Origin of the sequence: Enterobacter sp. HNDS-6 (genome assembly GCF_039850505.1) — a bacterium.
Lineage (GTDB): Bacteria > Pseudomonadota > Gammaproteobacteria > Enterobacterales > Enterobacteriaceae > Enterobacter > Enterobacter kobei.
In genome coordinates this window covers 12,239-27,897 of sequence record NZ_CP156673.1, presented here as the reverse complement: position 1 = coordinate 27,897, position 15,659 = coordinate 12,239, and the positions used below count along the sequence as shown (strand labels likewise).

14 protein-coding genes are annotated in these 15,659 nt (G+C 55.8%); 13 read left to right on the top strand and 1 reads right to left on the bottom strand.

Annotation, left to right across the window (positions count from 1 at the left end; translation table 11 throughout):
* Positions 1–4: 4 nt before the first annotated feature.
* The 8 genes from tssK to ABFI50_RS00090 all read left to right on the top strand — a co-directional run bounded on the left by tssK (position 5) and on the right by ABFI50_RS00090 (position 10,855).
* On the top strand, positions 5–1,348 hold the full coding sequence (gene tssK / locus ABFI50_RS00125; protein ID WP_014884238.1) for a type VI secretion system baseplate subunit TssK: 1,344 nt from the start codon (positions 5–7) through the stop codon (positions 1,346–1,348).
* 17 nt (positions 1,349–1,365) lie between these two features.
* Positions 1,366–2,604: a DotU family type VI secretion system protein gene (locus tag ABFI50_RS00120; RefSeq protein WP_045134169.1), complete on the top strand. Its 1,239-nt coding sequence runs from the start codon at positions 1,366–1,368 to the stop codon at positions 2,602–2,604.
* A gap of 2 nt (positions 2,605–2,606) precedes the next feature.
* Positions 2,607–6,227, top strand: coding sequence for a type VI secretion system membrane subunit TssM (gene tssM / locus ABFI50_RS00115; protein WP_023330613.1), 3,621 nt, complete (start codon positions 2,607–2,609; stop codon positions 6,225–6,227).
* A gap of 16 nt (positions 6,228–6,243) precedes the next feature.
* Positions 6,244–6,960, top strand: coding sequence for a type VI secretion system-associated protein TagF (gene tagF / locus ABFI50_RS00110; RefSeq protein ID WP_032636241.1), 717 nt, complete (start codon positions 6,244–6,246; stop codon positions 6,958–6,960).
* Positions 6,961–6,971: 11 nt separating this feature from the next.
* Entirely contained in the window at positions 6,972–7,988 is a 1,017-nt protein-coding gene (gene tssA / locus ABFI50_RS00105; protein ID WP_014884234.1) for a type VI secretion system protein TssA, read from the top strand.
* A gap of 75 nt (positions 7,989–8,063) precedes the next feature.
* Complete coding sequence (gene tssB, locus ABFI50_RS00100; RefSeq protein WP_014884233.1) at positions 8,064–8,588, top strand: type VI secretion system contractile sheath small subunit; 525 nt, start codon at positions 8,064–8,066, stop codon at positions 8,586–8,588.
* 3 nt (positions 8,589–8,591) lie between these two features.
* Positions 8,592–10,091 (top strand): type VI secretion system contractile sheath large subunit, encoded by a 1,500-nt coding sequence (gene tssC / locus ABFI50_RS00095; RefSeq protein WP_014884232.1) that lies wholly within the window; start codon positions 8,592–8,594, stop codon positions 10,089–10,091.
* Between the two features lie 98 nt (positions 10,092–10,189).
* Positions 10,190–10,855: a hypothetical protein gene (locus ABFI50_RS00090; protein WP_232932633.1), complete on the top strand. Its 666-nt coding sequence runs from the start codon at positions 10,190–10,192 to the stop codon at positions 10,853–10,855.
* Positions 10,856–11,048: 193 nt separating this feature from the next.
* Here ABFI50_RS00090 and ABFI50_RS00085 read toward each other — a convergent pair whose 3' ends face one another.
* Complete coding sequence (locus ABFI50_RS00085; protein WP_096218480.1) at positions 11,049–11,264, bottom strand: hypothetical protein; 216 nt, start codon at positions 11,262–11,264, stop codon at positions 11,049–11,051.
* 272 nt (positions 11,265–11,536) lie between these two features.
* Between ABFI50_RS00085 and ABFI50_RS00080 the strand changes: the two genes are divergently transcribed.
* The 5 genes from ABFI50_RS00080 (at position 11,537) to ABFI50_RS00060 (ending at position 15,649) form a co-directional block, all read left to right on the top strand.
* Complete coding sequence (locus ABFI50_RS00080; protein WP_014884229.1) at positions 11,537–12,019, top strand: type VI secretion system tube protein Hcp; 483 nt, start codon at positions 11,537–11,539, stop codon at positions 12,017–12,019.
* Positions 12,020–12,076: 57 nt separating this feature from the next.
* Entirely contained in the window at positions 12,077–12,619 is a 543-nt protein-coding gene (locus ABFI50_RS00075) for a hypothetical protein (RefSeq protein ID WP_045269551.1), read from the top strand.
* Positions 12,610–13,017, top strand: coding sequence for a putative T6SS immunity periplasmic lipoprotein (locus tag ABFI50_RS00070; RefSeq protein ID WP_045269550.1), 408 nt, complete (start codon positions 12,610–12,612; stop codon positions 13,015–13,017). Before ABFI50_RS00075 ends, ABFI50_RS00070 begins: the two co-directional genes overlap by 10 nt.
* A gap of 83 nt (positions 13,018–13,100) precedes the next feature.
* The gene (tagH, locus tag ABFI50_RS00065) at positions 13,101–14,855 is read left to right on the top strand and encodes a type VI secretion system-associated FHA domain protein TagH (protein ID WP_347485106.1); all 1,755 of its coding nucleotides are present in this window, start codon (positions 13,101–13,103) and stop codon (positions 14,853–14,855) included.
* Positions 14,852–15,649: a protein phosphatase 2C domain-containing protein gene (locus ABFI50_RS00060; protein ID WP_014884226.1), complete on the top strand. Its 798-nt coding sequence runs from the start codon at positions 14,852–14,854 to the stop codon at positions 15,647–15,649. The genes tagH and ABFI50_RS00060 overlap by 4 nt, the downstream gene beginning before the upstream one ends.
* Positions 15,650–15,659 lie beyond the last annotated feature (10 nt).

Here is a 15,659-nt window from a genome sequence, read left to right as displayed (position 1 = left end):
CATCATGACGAAAGCAGAAAAGGTCGTCTGGACCGAAGGCATGTTCCTGCGTCCACACCATTTTCAGCGGACTGAAAGTTATCTGCTCAACCACGTTCGTGAATGGGGTGCGTTGCAGCGTTCCTATCTTTGGGGCTTTCTTGATGTTGAACTCGACGAAGCGATGCTTCGTCAGGGATGCATTGCCCTGAGCTACTGCAGTGGGCTTCTGCCAGACGGGACCTTCTTCCAGGTGCGCAACGGACGCAATGGTCCTGTGCCGCTTAAAATCCCTGACAATCTCACCAACGAAAAGGTGGTGCTCGCACTGCCGGTACGTCGTGGCGAGCGGGAAGAGGTGATCTTCAGCGAAGAGCCGGCCTCGCTGGCGCGCTTCATCGCGTTCGAGCAAGAGGTCGAAGACGACAACGCCATGTCGGTGGGGGATGCCACCGTACAGTTTGGCCGCCTGCGCCTGACGCTGATGCTGGAAAAGGATCTCACGGCAGAATGGACCGCAATCGGCGTGGCGTTTGTCACTGAAAAACGCCACGACAACCACGTCCGGCTCGATAACAGCTACATCCCGCCGATGCTGAACGCCAATAACAGTCCGCAGATCTACAGCATGATTAACGATCTGCACGGCTTACTGGTGCAGCGCAGCCAGCAGATCGGCGGCCGTCTGCGCCAGCCTGGCCGTTTTAACACCTCGGAACTGATTGAATTTACGTTACTGTCGCTGGTGAACCGTCATCTTGGCGAGGTTTCGCATTTAAAAACGCTGCCGCTGCTGCACCCGGAAACCCTCTGGCGCAGCTGGCTGCCGTTTGCGTCCGAGCTTGCCACCTGGACCCCACAACGGACCACGGAGAGCGTGCTGCCGGTCTACGATCACGACGATCTGGCGAACTGCTTCAGTAAGCTGATGCTGATGCTGCGTCAGGGGCTGTCGCTGGTGATGGAAGACCACGCTATTCAGCTGCCGCTTAACGAGCGCTCGCATGGTCTTAACATTGCCACCGTTCCTGAAACCAGCATGGTACGCGAGTTTGGCTTCGTGCTGGCCGTCAAAGCGAATGTGCCCGGCGAACACCTGCAAACCCATTTCCCTGCGCAGATGAAAATCGCGCCGGTGTCGAAAATCCGCGATCTGGTCCAGCTTCAGCTGCCGGGCATTATGCTGCGCGCCATGCCGGTCGCGCCGCCGCAGATCCCGTGGCATGCAGGCTACAGCTATTTCGAGCTGGAGAAGGGCAGCGAGCTGTGGCACGAGATGGATAAGTCCGGCGCCTTCGCCCTGCACCTGGCAGGGGAGTTCCCGGGGCTGGATATGGAGTTTTGGGCCATCCGTAGCCCGACAGAATAATAAAGCGAGCGCTTAATATGCAGGAACGACAGGATACCGGCAGTGATGCCGCGTTTACCGGAGCCAGTAGCAACAATCAGCTGGTGGCGGCCGCTAATCCGCTGCTCAATGCGATTCCGCAGATCCGTCATTCGGTTTCACATGACGATCAGGTGGCGTTACGCCAGCGCCTGATCGATGAGATTCGCCGTTTTGAAGTCCGCTGTCAGCAGGCGGGGCTACCCTACGAAGTGATCGTCGGGGCGCGTTACTGCCTTTGCACGGCGCTGGATGAGGCCGCTGCGCTTACCCCCTGGGGCAGCAGCGGCGTCTGGTCAAGCAATGGCCTGCTGGTGACGTTCCATAACGAAACCTGGGGCGGTGAGAAGTTTTTCCAGCTGCTGGCGCGTCTGTCACAGAACCCGCGCGAACATATCCTGCTGCTGGAGATGATCAACTATTGCCTGCTGCTCGGTTTCGAAGGGCGTTACCGTGTGCTGGACAATGGTCGCACCCAGCTTGAGACCATCAAGCAGCGGCTGTGGCAGATGATCCGCGGCGTGCGGGGCAGCTATCCGCCACCGCTGTCTCCCCACCCGGAAGATCGCCCGGTGCTGCGTAAGCTGTGGCGGCCGATGGTTCCACTGTGGGCCTGCGTGGCGCTGGCCGGGTTTATCGCCTGCCTGTTTTATATCGTCCTTAACTGGCGTCTTGGCGATAACACCAGTCCGGTCCTGGCGAAGATTTATCAGTCCCAGTTGCCGGAAACCACCATTCAGCAACCGGCCCGTCAGTTGCCCGCAGTGCTAAACCTGCGCGGCTTCCTGAAGCCTGAAATCGAGGCAGGTCTGGTCGCGGTAAAAGATGAAGCGGATCGCAGCGTCGTTATCCTGAAAGGAGACGGGCTGTTTGCCTCCGCCTCGACGGTGGTGCGTGACCGTTATGAACCGGTTATTAACCGCATAGCGCAGGCGATGAACAACGTCAGCGGCAAAATTCTGGTGGTGGGATACAGCGACAACGTTCCAATCCGCAGCGCGCGCTTCGCTTCCAACTATGAGCTTTCTCTGGAACGCGCCCGCTCGGTACAGAAAATGCTGCAAGGAAGCCTCTCTCAGCCAGACCGCGTGAAAGCGGAAGGGCGGGGTGAGATTAACCCGGTAGCACCGAACACGACGCCGGAAAACCGCGCCCGTAACCGCCGTGTGGAAATTACTCTGCTGGTGTCGCCTGAAAACACTCAGGCTGAGCTGAACGGATTGCCGCAAGGAAACTAAGGATGCTGACTACACTTCTTTCCATTCTGACCAACCGCATTCTGTGGAGCTTCCTGGGCGTAACCGCGCTTGCGGCGGTGATCTGGATGATTGGTCCGCTGTTGTCCATTGTGGATACCCGACCCCTGGAATCTGAACAGAACCGCATTATCAGTATTGCTGTGGTCTATCTGCTCTGGGCGCAGGGACACATTCTGCCGCGTCTCTATAACGCCTGGCTGAACCGCAAGCTGATGGATAAGCTCAACGAGAACACCACCAGCCCGGAAGCGGCGGATCCGCAGAAACGCCTGAACAGCGAGGAGCAAATCCTTGCCAGCCGTTTCGATGAAGCCGCGCAGATGCTCAAAAAAGCGCACTTCAGCAAAGCAGGACAGGGCGCCCAGTGGACGCAACGCTTCAGCACGCAATACCTGTATCAACTGCCATGGTACGTGATTATTGGCGCACCGGGCTCCGGTAAAACCACGGCGCTGGTTAACTCCGGACTGCAATTCCCGCTGGCTGACCGCTTCGGTAAGACCGCGCTGCGGGGTATCGGCGGTACGCGCAACTGCGACTGGTGGTTCACCAACGAGGCTGTGCTGCTCGACACGGCGGGCCGCTATACCACGCAAGAAAGCGAGCAGGTGCAGGATGCCGGTGAATGGCTGCAGTTCATGGGGTTACTGCGTAAGTACCGTCGTCGTCAGCCGATCAACGGCGTCATTGTCACCATCAGCATCTCTGATCTGCTCACCCAGTCTGCGGAGGCGTCACGCCAGCAGGCGGTGAATCTGCGCCAGCGTCTTTCTGAGCTGCACGAGCAGCTGGGTATCCGCTTCCCGGTTTACGTGATGGTCACTAAAGCTGACCTGCTCAAAGGTTTCCGTGCGTGGTTTGCCGACTACGACAAAGCGCAGCGGGACCAGATTTGGGGCTTTACGCTGCCGTGGGAGCAGACTAAACACGCCGATTACGACCTGATGGGCAACTTCCAGCAAGAGTTCTCGCTCTTGCAGCAGCGCCTCGATGCCGGGCTGCCGGAAACCATGCTGAAAGAGCATGACGCGAAAACCCGTGCCGAAGCGTATCTCTTCCCGCAGGAGTTCGCCGCATTGCGTCCCCTGCTGGCGGATTACCTGAGCACGGTCTTCGCCCGCTCCAACTTTGAAACCGAGTTCTCTCCGCGTGGGATCTACTTTGCCAGCGGCACCCAGGAAGGGATGCCGTTTGACCGCGTCATGGGCGAACTGAACCGTGCGCTCTCTCTGCCGGAAGGGGGAGAGAGTGATAACTGGGATTCGGTAAGTAAAGACGCGCCGATCCCTGGGGCGAAAGGCCAAAGCTTCTTTATTAAAAACCTGCTGCAAAACGTCATTTTCCAGGAAGCCGGCATTGCCGGAGAAAACCGCTGGTGGGAACTGCGTAACCGGGCGGTGATCTGGTCCGGCTATGCGGCGCTGCTGGCCCTGCTGGTGATACTCGGCGGACTGTGGCTGACCAGCTATGCCAAAAATAAGGCCTATCTGGAAGAGGTGGATGCGAAGGTGCCGCTGCTGGATCAGCAGAGCAAAGCCTTGCAGAACCAGCCGCAGCGCGATCTGTTCGATCTGCTGCCGCTGATGAATGGTCTGGTTGATCTGCCAAAAAGCGATGCGTTTGATGTAAACGATCCGCCGGTTTCCCGTCGCATGGGGCTCTACCGCGGAGATGACGTCAGCGATGCCTCTCAGTCTCTGTACCAGAAAGCGCTGGATCAGCTGCTGTTGCCAGCGGTCGCCATGCACATCACCACCTGGCTTCGCAACGATAATGGCAGCGACGTGGAGTACAGCTATGAAGCGCTGAAAGCCTATCAGATGCTTTACCAGCCGAAGCACTACGACGGCAAATTCCTGCATTCATGGGTGATGCTCAATCTGCAGCGTAACCTGCCGCAGAACGTGACGAAAGCTCAGCTGCAACAGCTTGAATGGCACCTGACGCAGTTGCTGGAGCCGAAAATTCAGGCTTCGCCGTACGCGCAGGACGCGTCCCTGGTGGCGCGTGAACGCGCGCTGATCAATCAGCAGCCGTTATCCACTCGCGTGTATGGTCGTCTTAAGCGTCTGCTGGAGCATGATGAAAACCTTAAGCCGGTCTCCCTTTCCGACCTGGGCGGACCGCAGAGCGAGCTGGTGTTTTCACGCAAAAGCGGCAAGTCGGTAAGCGACGGCGTGCCGGGTCTTTATACGCCAGACGGTTACTGGAAAAGCTTTAACAGCCAGATCGACAGCGTGACCACCGCACTGCATGAAGACGACGCCTGGGTGTTGGGCGCCGCGACGGCGCAGGAGGATAAACAGCAGATTGACAACGCCGTGCGTCAGCTCTACATGCGCGACTTTATCGCTACCTGGGATCGCTTTCTCGCCGACATTCAGCTTAACAACAGCGCCGATCTTTCCCAGCGCATCAACACTGCGCGTCTGCTCTCAGGCGCAAACTCACCCCTGCGCCGTCTGGTGCAGAACCTGAGCCAGGTGCTGACGCTGTCGCGCGATACGCCAGCCCCGGAAGACGCCGGTAAAGCGCAGGCGCAGAGCAACCGTGCCACCCGCACGCTGGAAGCGCTGTTCAGCAATAATGACACTGCCCCGACGCAGGCCGCAGCCGTTACCCAGGCCCCGGAACAGCTGGTGACGGACCACTACGCCCCGATGATTGAGCTGGCCCAGCCGCTGGAGAAGGGGGGCAAGACCATCGTCTTTGATGATTTTCTTAAGCAGGTGGATGAGCTTTATCGTTACCTGACCGCCGTACAGGATGCCGCCAACAGCGGCATGCCAGCGCCGGGCGGCGAGGCGATCAGCCGTCTGCAGGCCAGCGCCGGTCGTCTGCCGGGTGGGCTGCAGACCATGTTCAGCAATATGGCGGTGGGTGCCAGCAGCGATACCCAGCGCCGCGATCTGGAGAACGTGCGTAAGCGGATTAACGTCGAAGTGGGCGGGTTCTGCCGCCAGGCCATTGCCGGGCGTTATCCGCTGGTGCGTAGCGCCAGCACGGAAGTTACCCCAGACGACCTCGCCCGCATGTTTGCGCCTGGTACCGGGCTAATGGACACCTTCTTTCGCGACAACCTGACCAATAAAGTCGATACCACCCAGGCAAACTGGCGCTTTATGCCGGGCATCGACGGTAAAACGCTGCCGGGAAGTGAAGGGCTGCTGAGACCGTTCCAGCAGGCCCAGTCGATTCGCGACGCTTTCTTTGCGAATGGTGCCACCACGCCGTCTTTCAAGGTCACGGTACGCACCGTGCGAATGGATAACACCATCCTGAACCTGACGCTGGACGTTGACGGCCAGCTGCTGCGCTACAGCCACGGTCCGCAAGCCGTTCAAATCATGAACTGGCCGGGGCCGGGCGGCACCAACCAGGTCCGCATGCAGTTGGGGCTGGCTAACGGCAGCACGGCGACGCTGGTGACCAACGGCGCCTGGGCACTCAACCGCTTTTTCGACAAAGCGAGCACCAGCCCGGGCGCAGGTAGCCTGAGCCGTCAGGCCACCTTCAACGTCGACGGACATCAGGTCACGCTGGAGTTTGCGCCAAACAGCATTCGCAATCCGTTCCAGCTACCCCGTTTCTCATGCCCATAACCGCAAGGACAGCCGTATGACGAATACCCCTGCGATGAACCGCTACAGCTGGTATGGCAAATTACCCAGCGCCGGAGATTTCCTGCAGCGCCGCTTTCCTGACACCTTACAGCGCCAGTGGTCGCACTGGTTTCAGGTTGGCCTGCTTGCCTGGCAGCAGGAAGAGCAGCGTAGCGGAGAACGCCCGTTCACCAAAGCGCCGGTGTGGAATTTTGTTGTCCCCCCAATGCTGGGCAGCCAGATGATCCAGATGGGCTGCCTGCTGCCCGCTCGGGACAGCGTTGGCCGACAATACCCGGTGTGCATCCAGCTGAGCTTCGCCCCGTCAGAGTGGTCGACCAGCCTGCTCAGCCAGGCGGAAAGCTGGTATCAGCAGATTGGTCGTCTGGGACTGCACGCGGTGCGCAACAGTTTTTCCGCCTCGCAGCTGGATGAGATGCTGATGTCCATTCCGGCTCCGCAGCCCGTCGAGCCGCAAAAGCGTTCCGACATCCTTGACGTGATTGGCTATGACGAGGACGGTCAGAGCACGCTGGGCTGGCCGCAGGCGGCAGAGTGTTTTGACCCGCTGCGTCAGACCAGCTACTGGTGGACCAACCGCTGCGACGGTTACCCGCTGTACACCCATGTCCACAGCGGCAACTTTACCGGGCAGCTTTTCACCCTGCTGTTCGACCCGGCAGGGGGCGCCCGCCCGGGACGTCACGGTCTTTATCCGCCCATGTTTGAATAAGCAGGGATCTCATGAATATCGAAGAATTTCTCGCGCCTATAAGCCCGGATAAACCCTGTGGCGACAATCTGGAATACGACGCTGACTTCCAGGTGATGAACCAGGCAAGCCAGGGGAAAGCGGAACAGCAGTTTGGCGACACCATTATCCCGGCAGAGCCTGCTGACTGGAACACGGTAGAAAAATACGCCACCAGCCTGCTGGCGCGCACGAAAGATTTGCGCGTGATGCTGGCGCTAACCCATGCGTGGACACGCCGCCGCGGGCTGGCAGGCTACGCAGACGGGCTGCTGCTGGTGCAGGAGGCGCTCGCGCGCTACTGGGAGCCGCTCTATCCGCTTCTGGAGGAGTATGGCGAAACCGACCCGTTCTATCGGATTAATGCCCTGGCGGGGCTGAGCGATAAATCTGAACTCACCATTGCGGTACGTAACGCCTCGCTGCTGCGTTCAAACGGCGATGAAATTTCGCTGCGGGACGCCCAGGCACTGCTGGACGGCAGTAAAACTGAATGCCCGGACTATCCTGGGGGCCGTCCAAGATTGATTGACGAACTGGCCCGCGGCGACCAGCCAGGGACTGCCGCGGTAATCGTGATTAACGAGCGGTTGCTGGCCATCCGCGCGCTGCTTACCGGATATCTCGGTGAAAGCGGTGTACCCGAGATGGAGCAACTGCTGAAGACCACAGGACTGGTCGCCAGTGCCTGTCAGGTGACCGACATCAGCAAGCTGTTGCCGGGCCGCGAGGCGCAGGCTGAACCGCAAGCCGATCATCAACCTGCGGCTACGCAACCCGCTCAGCCGGTTACCGACTGGCGCAGCGTGCAGGTCACCAGCCGTGCCGATGCGCAGCTGATGCTTGAAAAAGCAAAACAGTATTTTGCGCAGTACGAACCGAGCCACCCCGCACCGCTGATGATTGAACGGGTGCAGCGGCTGTCAGAACTTAACTTTATGGACATTATTCGCGACCTGGCGCCAGACGGCGTTAACCAACTGGAAAATATCTTTGGACGCCGCGAATAACGCGTCCAGGCATTATGACGACAGGCATGGAGCCTGCCGTTTCACCTTCACCGCGCATCTTTGATGGAGAACATCATGGCAATGAGTAACAGTGGGCAGAAATTCATCGCACGTAACCGTGCCCCCCGCGTGCAGATCGAGTACGACGTAGAGATCTACGGTGCAGAACGTAAGATTCAGCTGCCGTTTGTGATGGGCGTCATGGCCGATCTGGTCGGTAAACCGGTGGAAAACCTGCCGGCGGTCGACGATCGCAAATTCCTTGAAATCGACATCGACAACTTTGACGAACGCATGAAGGCGCTGAAGCCGCGCGTGGCGTTCCAGGTGGATAATACCCTGACTGGCGAAGGTAAACTCAACGTCGATCTGACCTTCGACAGCATGGACGACTTCCTGCCGGACGCGGTGGCCCGCAAGGTGGAGCCGCTGAACAAGCTGCTGGAAGCACGTACTCAGCTCTCCAACCTGCTGACCTACATGGACGGCAAAAACGGCGCGGAAGAGCTGATCGCAAAAATTCTGCAGGATCCGACGCTGCTCAAATCTCTGAGCCAGTTGCCGAAAAATGACGACAGTGCGAAAGGTAGCGAGGAATAATCGATGAGCAACCAGACTCAACAACATGAGCAGCAGGCGGGTCAGGCCTTCAGCCAGGATGAATTCAGCGCGCTGCTGAACAAAGAGTTCCGCCCGAAAACCGATCAGGCGCGTTCTGCCGTGGAAAGCGCGGTCAAGACCCTGGCACAGCAGGCGCTGGAGAATACTGTTACCTTCTCTAACGATACCTATCGCACCATTCAGAACCTGATTGCCGGTATCGACGAACAGCTCTCTCAGCAGGTGAACCAGATCATTCACCACGAAGAGTTTCAGAAGCTGGAGAGCGCCTGGCGCGGTCTGAGCTACCTGGTGAACAACACCGAAACTGACGAGATGCTGAAGATCCGCTTTATGAGCATCTCCAAGCAGGAACTGGGCCGTACCCTAAAGCGCTTCAAGGGCGTGGGCTGGGACCAGAGCCCGATCTTCAAGAAAATCTACGAGCAGGAGTACGGTCAGTTTGGCGGCGAGCCGTTTGGCTGCATCGTGGGCGACTACTACTTCGACCACAGCCCGCAGGACGTTGAGCTGCTGGGCGAAATGGCGCGCATCGGCTCTGCGGCACACTGTCCGTTCATCACCGGTACCGCACCGGGCGTGATGCAGATGGAGTCCTGGCAGGAGCTGGCTAACCCGCGCGACCTGACCAAAATCTTCCAGAATACCGAATACGCGGCCTGGCGTTCACTGCGTGAATCTGAAGATGCCCGCTATCTGGGGCTGGTGATGCCGCGCTTCCTGTCGCGCCTGCCGTATGGCATCCGCACTAACCCGGTCGACAGCTTTGATTTTGAAGAGCAGACCGACGGCGCAAACCACAACAGCTATTCGTGGGCGAACGCCGCCTATGCGATGGCGGCCAACATCAACCGCTCCTTCAAAGAGTACGGCTGGTGCACCTCGATTCGCGGCGTGGAGTCCGGTGGGGCAGTAGAAAACCTGCCGTGCCACACTTTCCCAAGCGATGACGGCGGCGTGGACATGAAATGCCCGACCGAGATCGCCATCAGCGACCGCCGCGAAGCCGAGCTGGCGAAAAACGGCTTCATGCCGCTGGTTCACCGGAAAAACTCCGACTTTGCTGCCTTCATTGGCGCGCAATCTCTGCAAAAACCGGCCGAGTACCACGATCCGGATGCCACCGCGAATGCGCGTCTGGCTTCTCGTCTGCCGTACCTGTTCGCCTGCTGCCGCTTTGCCCACTATCTGAAGTGCATCGTGCGCGACAAAATCGGCTCCTTCCGCGAGCGCGAAGAGATGGAACGCTGGCTGAACGACTGGGTAATGAACTACGTGGACGGTGACCCGGCGAACTCCTCTCAGGAAACCAAGTCCCGTAAACCGCTGGCGGCTGCGGAAGTGCAGGTGCAGGAGATTGAAGACAACCCGGGTTACTACGCCGCGAAGTTCTTCCTGCGTCCACACTACCAGCTGGAAGGCCTGACCGTTTCCCTGCGTCTGGTTTCTAAACTGCCGTCGCTGAAGACGAAAGACGCGTGATGATGAGTGCCGGCCCTGGAGGGCCGGCAAAGTAAACTACATTGGCATAACTCATTTAGAAAACCATCGATATTCATTAACCTGAGGAGGAGTCAACATTGGGAACGAGTTCACCAAAAGAAATTGCAGATGGCATGTTGAAGATTTTTGATACGCGTAAACAGAGTGGCCCGGAAATTTTCGCTCGTAGCGCGGTCGATGGTTTTATGTCAATCCCAGAAGACTTATGGATGTTAACCAAAGATTTTCTGGATACAGACCATCGGTGGCGAAATGAAACAGATAAAATTAGGTTGTTAACGCTAATCAAAAAAGGGCTTACATCAGAAGATGTGCGTCGGTTAATCAATACAGTGGTCAAACGTTATCTGTCTGGTTTATCTGAAGAGCAATCTAAGGAACTCCTCCTAAAAGTAGGTGGGTCGCAAGTAGGTGGAATAGCCTTTAAAATGGTTTTCGTAAATGAATTAATTACGCTATTCGTTTCAAAAATTGTTCCGCGATTTCTTGTTTCTGCAGGACTTACTGGTGTATTAAGTGTGGGGGCTTCAATTTCTCGCTCAGTTTATACTTCATACGATCTGTTAAAATTAAACAAGAATATTTACTTTGAGCTGCGTGGTGCGGGTGATTTAGATTTGTTATATTTTCTCGTTGAAGATAATATTAAGCCATTTATTGAAGCTATAAATTTACAACAGAGTCATGGTGCTATAGATAAAGAGATTTTTAGCCGATTTTTAGCAGGAGCTAGTCGTGTTTAAAAGAGCATCAAAGTACGTTGTGGTTTATCTCATGCTTATTGTTTCATTTATGCTTTTTTTCTCAACTCTTGGCTATTATATTTTTGTTTTTGATTGGTCGGCAACCACCTTAGTAATAACGATAAATGCAATTCTATTAATCATTCTTTTAGTTGCATCTATCGCTATTTACTATTTTGCGGAAAAATTAAAGTCAAGACTTTGATTTGCGCAAAAACTTTAGCGAGAAGTAAAATGCCAAAAGGGCAACCAGAAGGAAAATTAACTTCCCAAAAAGTAAGCCTGCAGAAATTGTAGTGACTTTTTCTAATGAAAATACATACCAGGCTGATTGGAAAAGATCTACAGTTGTGAAAATTGCGATAATCAAAAATACAACGGTAAGTATTAATAAGAATGTTTTCTTCATGTTATGTTGCCTTGGTTGAATGATAGACGATTGAAAATATTCTAGATGATACAGTGAACGATTGTCTAGCGCTTAGTTACCATGAAGTGTGACTAACAAAATTTAGGGTGGTTGCAATTGCAGGCACTCTGAAGAGTCTGTACGAAGTTCGAATTCGTCAGGCTAGAGGCAGAGGTAAAATATGGACGGTTTTATTCAGCCCCATGCTTTCCTGTTTGCCATATAAGTGCTTTTTCGAAAGCAATATTGTTCATCCACGAAGAGTAGATATTATGGCTATTGATATGTTTCTGAAGGTCGAGGGTGTTACGGGCGAATCTAAAGATTCTAACCACACCGGCTGGACTGATATTACCTCCTTCTCCTGGGGCGCTTCCCAGCCAGGTAATATGAGCGTTGGCGGTGGCGGCGGTGCCGGTAAAGTAAACTTTAACGATCTGCACGTTAATGCTCTGATCGACAAATCCACCACTGCAATCCTGAAACACTGCGCCAGCGGTAAACACCTGACCAAAGTTGAACTGTCCGTCTGTAAAGCCGGTGGTCAGCAGGTGGAATATACCCGCATCACGCTGGAAGATGTGCTGGTGACTTCTGTTCAGTACACCGGTGCAGACAACGGCGATACCGTTGGTGTGACCTACGCGTTCCAGGCTGCGAAAGTGAAACAGCAGTACTGGGAGCAGACCACTGCCGGTGGTAAAGGTGCTGAAAGCAGCGCTGGCTGGAACATCAAAGAGAACAAAGAAGCGTAATTGCGCAAGTGGCCGGGGAGTTTTCCCCGGCCATTATCAACCGGGAAGGAAGATAGCATGGCAAGTTTGCAGGAAGGAGGCGCCCGTCCTCTCACCATTGGCGAAATAGCACTGGCGCGCTCGGTTTTTGGTGACGCAATAAAGTACTCAGAAGTTAAAGTCCATAATAAAAGCTATTTGCCATTTAATATGCAGTCGACAGATGTCGCGATGACCCCCAATGGTGAGCTCTATTTTCGCGAGCCGCATTATCGGGATGACTTTTCAATAGAAGTTCCGCGATATAAACACTGGTTTATTCACGAAATGGTGCATGTATTGCAGCATCAGATTGGAATGAATGTTCGAACCCGAGGCGCATTCAGTTGGGCAGCAAGTTATAATTATTCTCTGCCCCCTGATAAAAAACTATCGGACTTTGGTATGGAGCAACAGGCTTCTATTATTTCAGATTTTTATTATTTGATAAATTACGGTCTGGGTGATTTCCGAAACATTGCAGGGTTTGAAGGGATTATCGGCCCCGACCTGAAGAATAAATACCTGCAGGTATTATCGTTGTTTATTCAAAATCCTAAAGATCGGCGGGTATGGTTATGAAACAGTTACTCAGTGTTGTAGCAATCGCATTAACGGTGAGTGCCTGTGTATCTCATCCTGCACAATATCAGTCGCTTTCGGTTACGCTAAAGAACAACGAACCCTGCTTTGCTATTCCCGCTAACTCCGGATTAGACTCGCCTGTCACCAGCCATTCGCCCACCATAATGAAACGCGCGGGAAATGAATGGAAAGCGGTATCGCCGCCGGCAACGTTTAGCCCTGAGGTGACGTTAATGACCCAACAGTGTCACCAGTGGAAGGGGATTGCGTGGCAAGCCGGAGAATATGATGTTGCTCTGAAAGTGTCAGGGAAAAACGATTCTATTCGCTATGCGGCCCGTTTCACCTTACAAGAAGGTCCCTCGGGCCAGTTTAAGCTTACGCAGACTGAATAGAATGTGTTAACCCCCAAACGCCGCCGTTCTCACCCCCGAGAGCGGCAGCGTTTGAGCGCTAATCATACCAGCAGGAATACGCCATGCGATTCACGATTATTTCTACGAAACCCGGTCATCAGCCGCCGCAGAGCAGCTGTGATTTTTATGCCCCGGGCGGCACCATTGGGCGCGGTACGGATAACAATCTGGTGTTGCCGGACAATGACCGCACCATCTCACGCCTGCAGGCCATTGTTCACGTTGACGCCAATGGTGAATGTCGCGTCACTAACCGTGGCAGCGTCACCCGCGTGGTATTAAATGATATTCCGCTGGAGCGGGGGCGTCAGGTTGAACTGCAGGATGGCGACATTCTCGGTATTGATGACTACCGTATCGAAGTGGCCGAGCTTATCCACGACACGCAGCCGGTGAGCCGCATGGCCGCCAGCATGCAGCAGCAGGTGCATCCGACAGCCGCGCCAGCGCCAGCATCGCAACCGAAGCCTGCGAACCCTGCGCCACGCGGTAAAGCGGAACCAACTGCCGTGCCGTCGGAAATCTGGGATAGCCTGATGCAGGAGTTTTCCATCTCCGACAGCATCTCCAGCAACCGTGCAAAACCGCAGTCACCGGCTTCGCAGGATCCGTTCTCTCAGCCTGCGGCGCCGGAGCGTAATGCTGAAGATCCGCTGGCGATGTTCAACGACAGCGATCCCACGCTTGAGCGTAAGAATGTCGACCCGGACACGCTGTTCGGCGAAGAAACGCTGTTCAAAAAAGAGAGCATTTTCGACGACGTGACGCCTTCCACGCTGGTGCCACCTGTTGAGACTCAACCCGCCCCTAAAGAAGAGGCGGTAGATGAACTCGATCCGCTGGCGCTATTTGGTGGCAAGGCCAGCGCGCCGGCTGCACGCAATGATGACCCGCTCGGGCTGATGGGCGGGGCGCCGTTAACCCATCCGGATGACATCACTGACGAAAAGCCAGCGCCTGAGCCTGAGCAGGAGGAAGACGTCCTTGCCGGTTCCCCGCTTTTTGCCCCTGAGCCGCAGGAAACGCCGCGTGCAGAAGAGGAGCCGGTGAGACCAGATTATGCAGGTTTCACGATGCCTACGCCGCAGGCCGTTGCGCGCAGCAGCGCTCAGACCCCTAAGGGCCGCCTGCGTATCGATCCGGTTAATAACGCTGCCTCCCCATCTGCTACCGCGAACACTGGAGAGAAGGGCGATGTGTTGCAGGGGGAACTGCTGCAGGCACTGCTGGAAGGGATGGGGCTGAGCGAAATGCAGCCTGTCCCGCAGTTTGACCGGGAAAATATGCGTCAGCTGGGGCAGATCCTCGGCATGTTCTCTCAGGGCACCGTGGCGCTGCTCTCCTCACGCTCTATTCTTAAACGCGGCGTAAAAGCCGATATGACCATGGTGCTGGACGATGCCAACAACCCGTTCAAGCTGTTGCCGACCGGGAAAACGGTTCTGATCCAGATGTTTGGCACCCCGATGCCGGGCTTTATGCCGCCAACGAAATCCGTGCGCGATGCGTTGATCGATCTGCAGGCGCACCAGTTGGGCATGATCTCCGGCATCCGCGCCATTATTGCCGCGATGCTGCAATCCTTTAATCCGGAACAACTGGAAGAGCAGGCGAAGCAAAACGGCATGACCTCGCGTCTGGCGCTGCCGGGCAGCCGTAAAGCCGCCCTGTGGGACTATTTTGTTCGCAGCTATGGCGAGACGGCGGGCGAGATTGAGGATGACTTCCACACCCTGTTCGGCGAAGCCTTCCTTCATGCGTATGACATGGAGGTGAATCAGTACAAAGACTCACAGAGCGGATCGGAAGACAAATGAATATCGCAACGGCTTCTCTCTCCCGCCAGGGGACGCGCGCCAGCAACCAGGATCAGACGGGAGAAACCATAGGGGAACGTTCAGCCTGCTTTGTCGTCTGTGACGGCATCGCTGGCCTGCCGGGCGGTGAGGTGGCCGCTGAACTGGCCCGCAACAGTATTATTTCCCGCTTCGATGGCGACAAACACCTTAACGCGCAGCATATCCGTGATTATGTGCAGACCGCGAATCGCACCATTCTCAGCGAACAGCAGGCCGTTCAGGATTATCGCCGGATGGGCACGACGCTGGTCAGCCTGTTTATTGACCGTGATTATGGCCTGGCCTACTGGGCGCATGCCGGAGACAGCCGTCTGTATCTGTTTCGTCGGGGATGGCTGTGGCATGTCACCACCGACCACAGCCTGGTGCAGCAGATGAAAGATGCCGGGCACCAGACCGACAACCTGAACAGTAATCTGCTCTATCTGGCGCTGGGGATTGAAAACGGTGGGCCGGAAGCGAGCTACAGCGATGTCGTGCAGGTCGAAGACGGCGATGCATTCCTGCTCTGCACCGACGGGTTCTGGCACGGCGTCAGCGAAGAGCAAATGAAGCAATCGCTGCATATGGTTAATACGCCTCAGGAATGGCTGACCTTAATGAACCAAATCATTCAAAAGAATGGCGAGCAGGAGGGGAATGCGCAGGATAACTACACCGCCCTGGCGGTATGGATGGGCAACCCTCAGGACACCACTTTGCTGCATACCCTCTCTGATGCAGCACAATTTCTTCCCTGCGGAACTGATTAGACACACAAGG

What these genes read in the sequence shown, in the direction of transcription:
- ABFI50_RS00070 (WP_045269550.1), top strand. Translation starts at nt 12,610, where the DNA reads ATGGTTATGAAACAGTTACTCAGTGTTGTAGCAATCGCATTAACGGTG.
- tssB (WP_014884233.1), top strand. Translation starts at nt 8,064, where the DNA reads ATGGCAATGAGTAACAGTGGGCAGAAATTCATCGCACGTAACCGTGCC.
- ABFI50_RS00080 (WP_014884229.1), top strand. Translation starts at nt 11,537, where the DNA reads ATGGCTATTGATATGTTTCTGAAGGTCGAGGGTGTTACGGGCGAATCT.
- ABFI50_RS00075 (WP_045269551.1), top strand. Translation starts at nt 12,077, where the DNA reads ATGGCAAGTTTGCAGGAAGGAGGCGCCCGTCCTCTCACCATTGGCGAA.
- tssK (WP_014884238.1), top strand. Translation starts at nt 5, where the DNA reads ATGACGAAAGCAGAAAAGGTCGTCTGGACCGAAGGCATGTTCCTGCGT.
- tagF (WP_032636241.1), top strand. Translation starts at nt 6,244, where the DNA reads ATGACGAATACCCCTGCGATGAACCGCTACAGCTGGTATGGCAAATTA.
- ABFI50_RS00085 (WP_096218480.1), bottom strand. Translation starts at nt 11,264, where the DNA reads ATGAAGAAAACATTCTTATTAATACTTACCGTTGTATTTTTGATTATC.
- ABFI50_RS00060 (WP_014884226.1), top strand. Translation starts at nt 14,852, where the DNA reads ATGAATATCGCAACGGCTTCTCTCTCCCGCCAGGGGACGCGCGCCAGC.
- tssA (WP_014884234.1), top strand. Translation starts at nt 6,972, where the DNA reads ATGAATATCGAAGAATTTCTCGCGCCTATAAGCCCGGATAAACCCTGT.
- tssC (WP_014884232.1), top strand. Translation starts at nt 8,592, where the DNA reads ATGAGCAACCAGACTCAACAACATGAGCAGCAGGCGGGTCAGGCCTTC.
- tssM (WP_023330613.1), top strand. Translation starts at nt 2,607, where the DNA reads ATGCTGACTACACTTCTTTCCATTCTGACCAACCGCATTCTGTGGAGC.
- ABFI50_RS00120 (WP_045134169.1), top strand. Translation starts at nt 1,366, where the DNA reads ATGCAGGAACGACAGGATACCGGCAGTGATGCCGCGTTTACCGGAGCC.
- tagH (WP_347485106.1), top strand. Translation starts at nt 13,101, where the DNA reads ATGCGATTCACGATTATTTCTACGAAACCCGGTCATCAGCCGCCGCAG.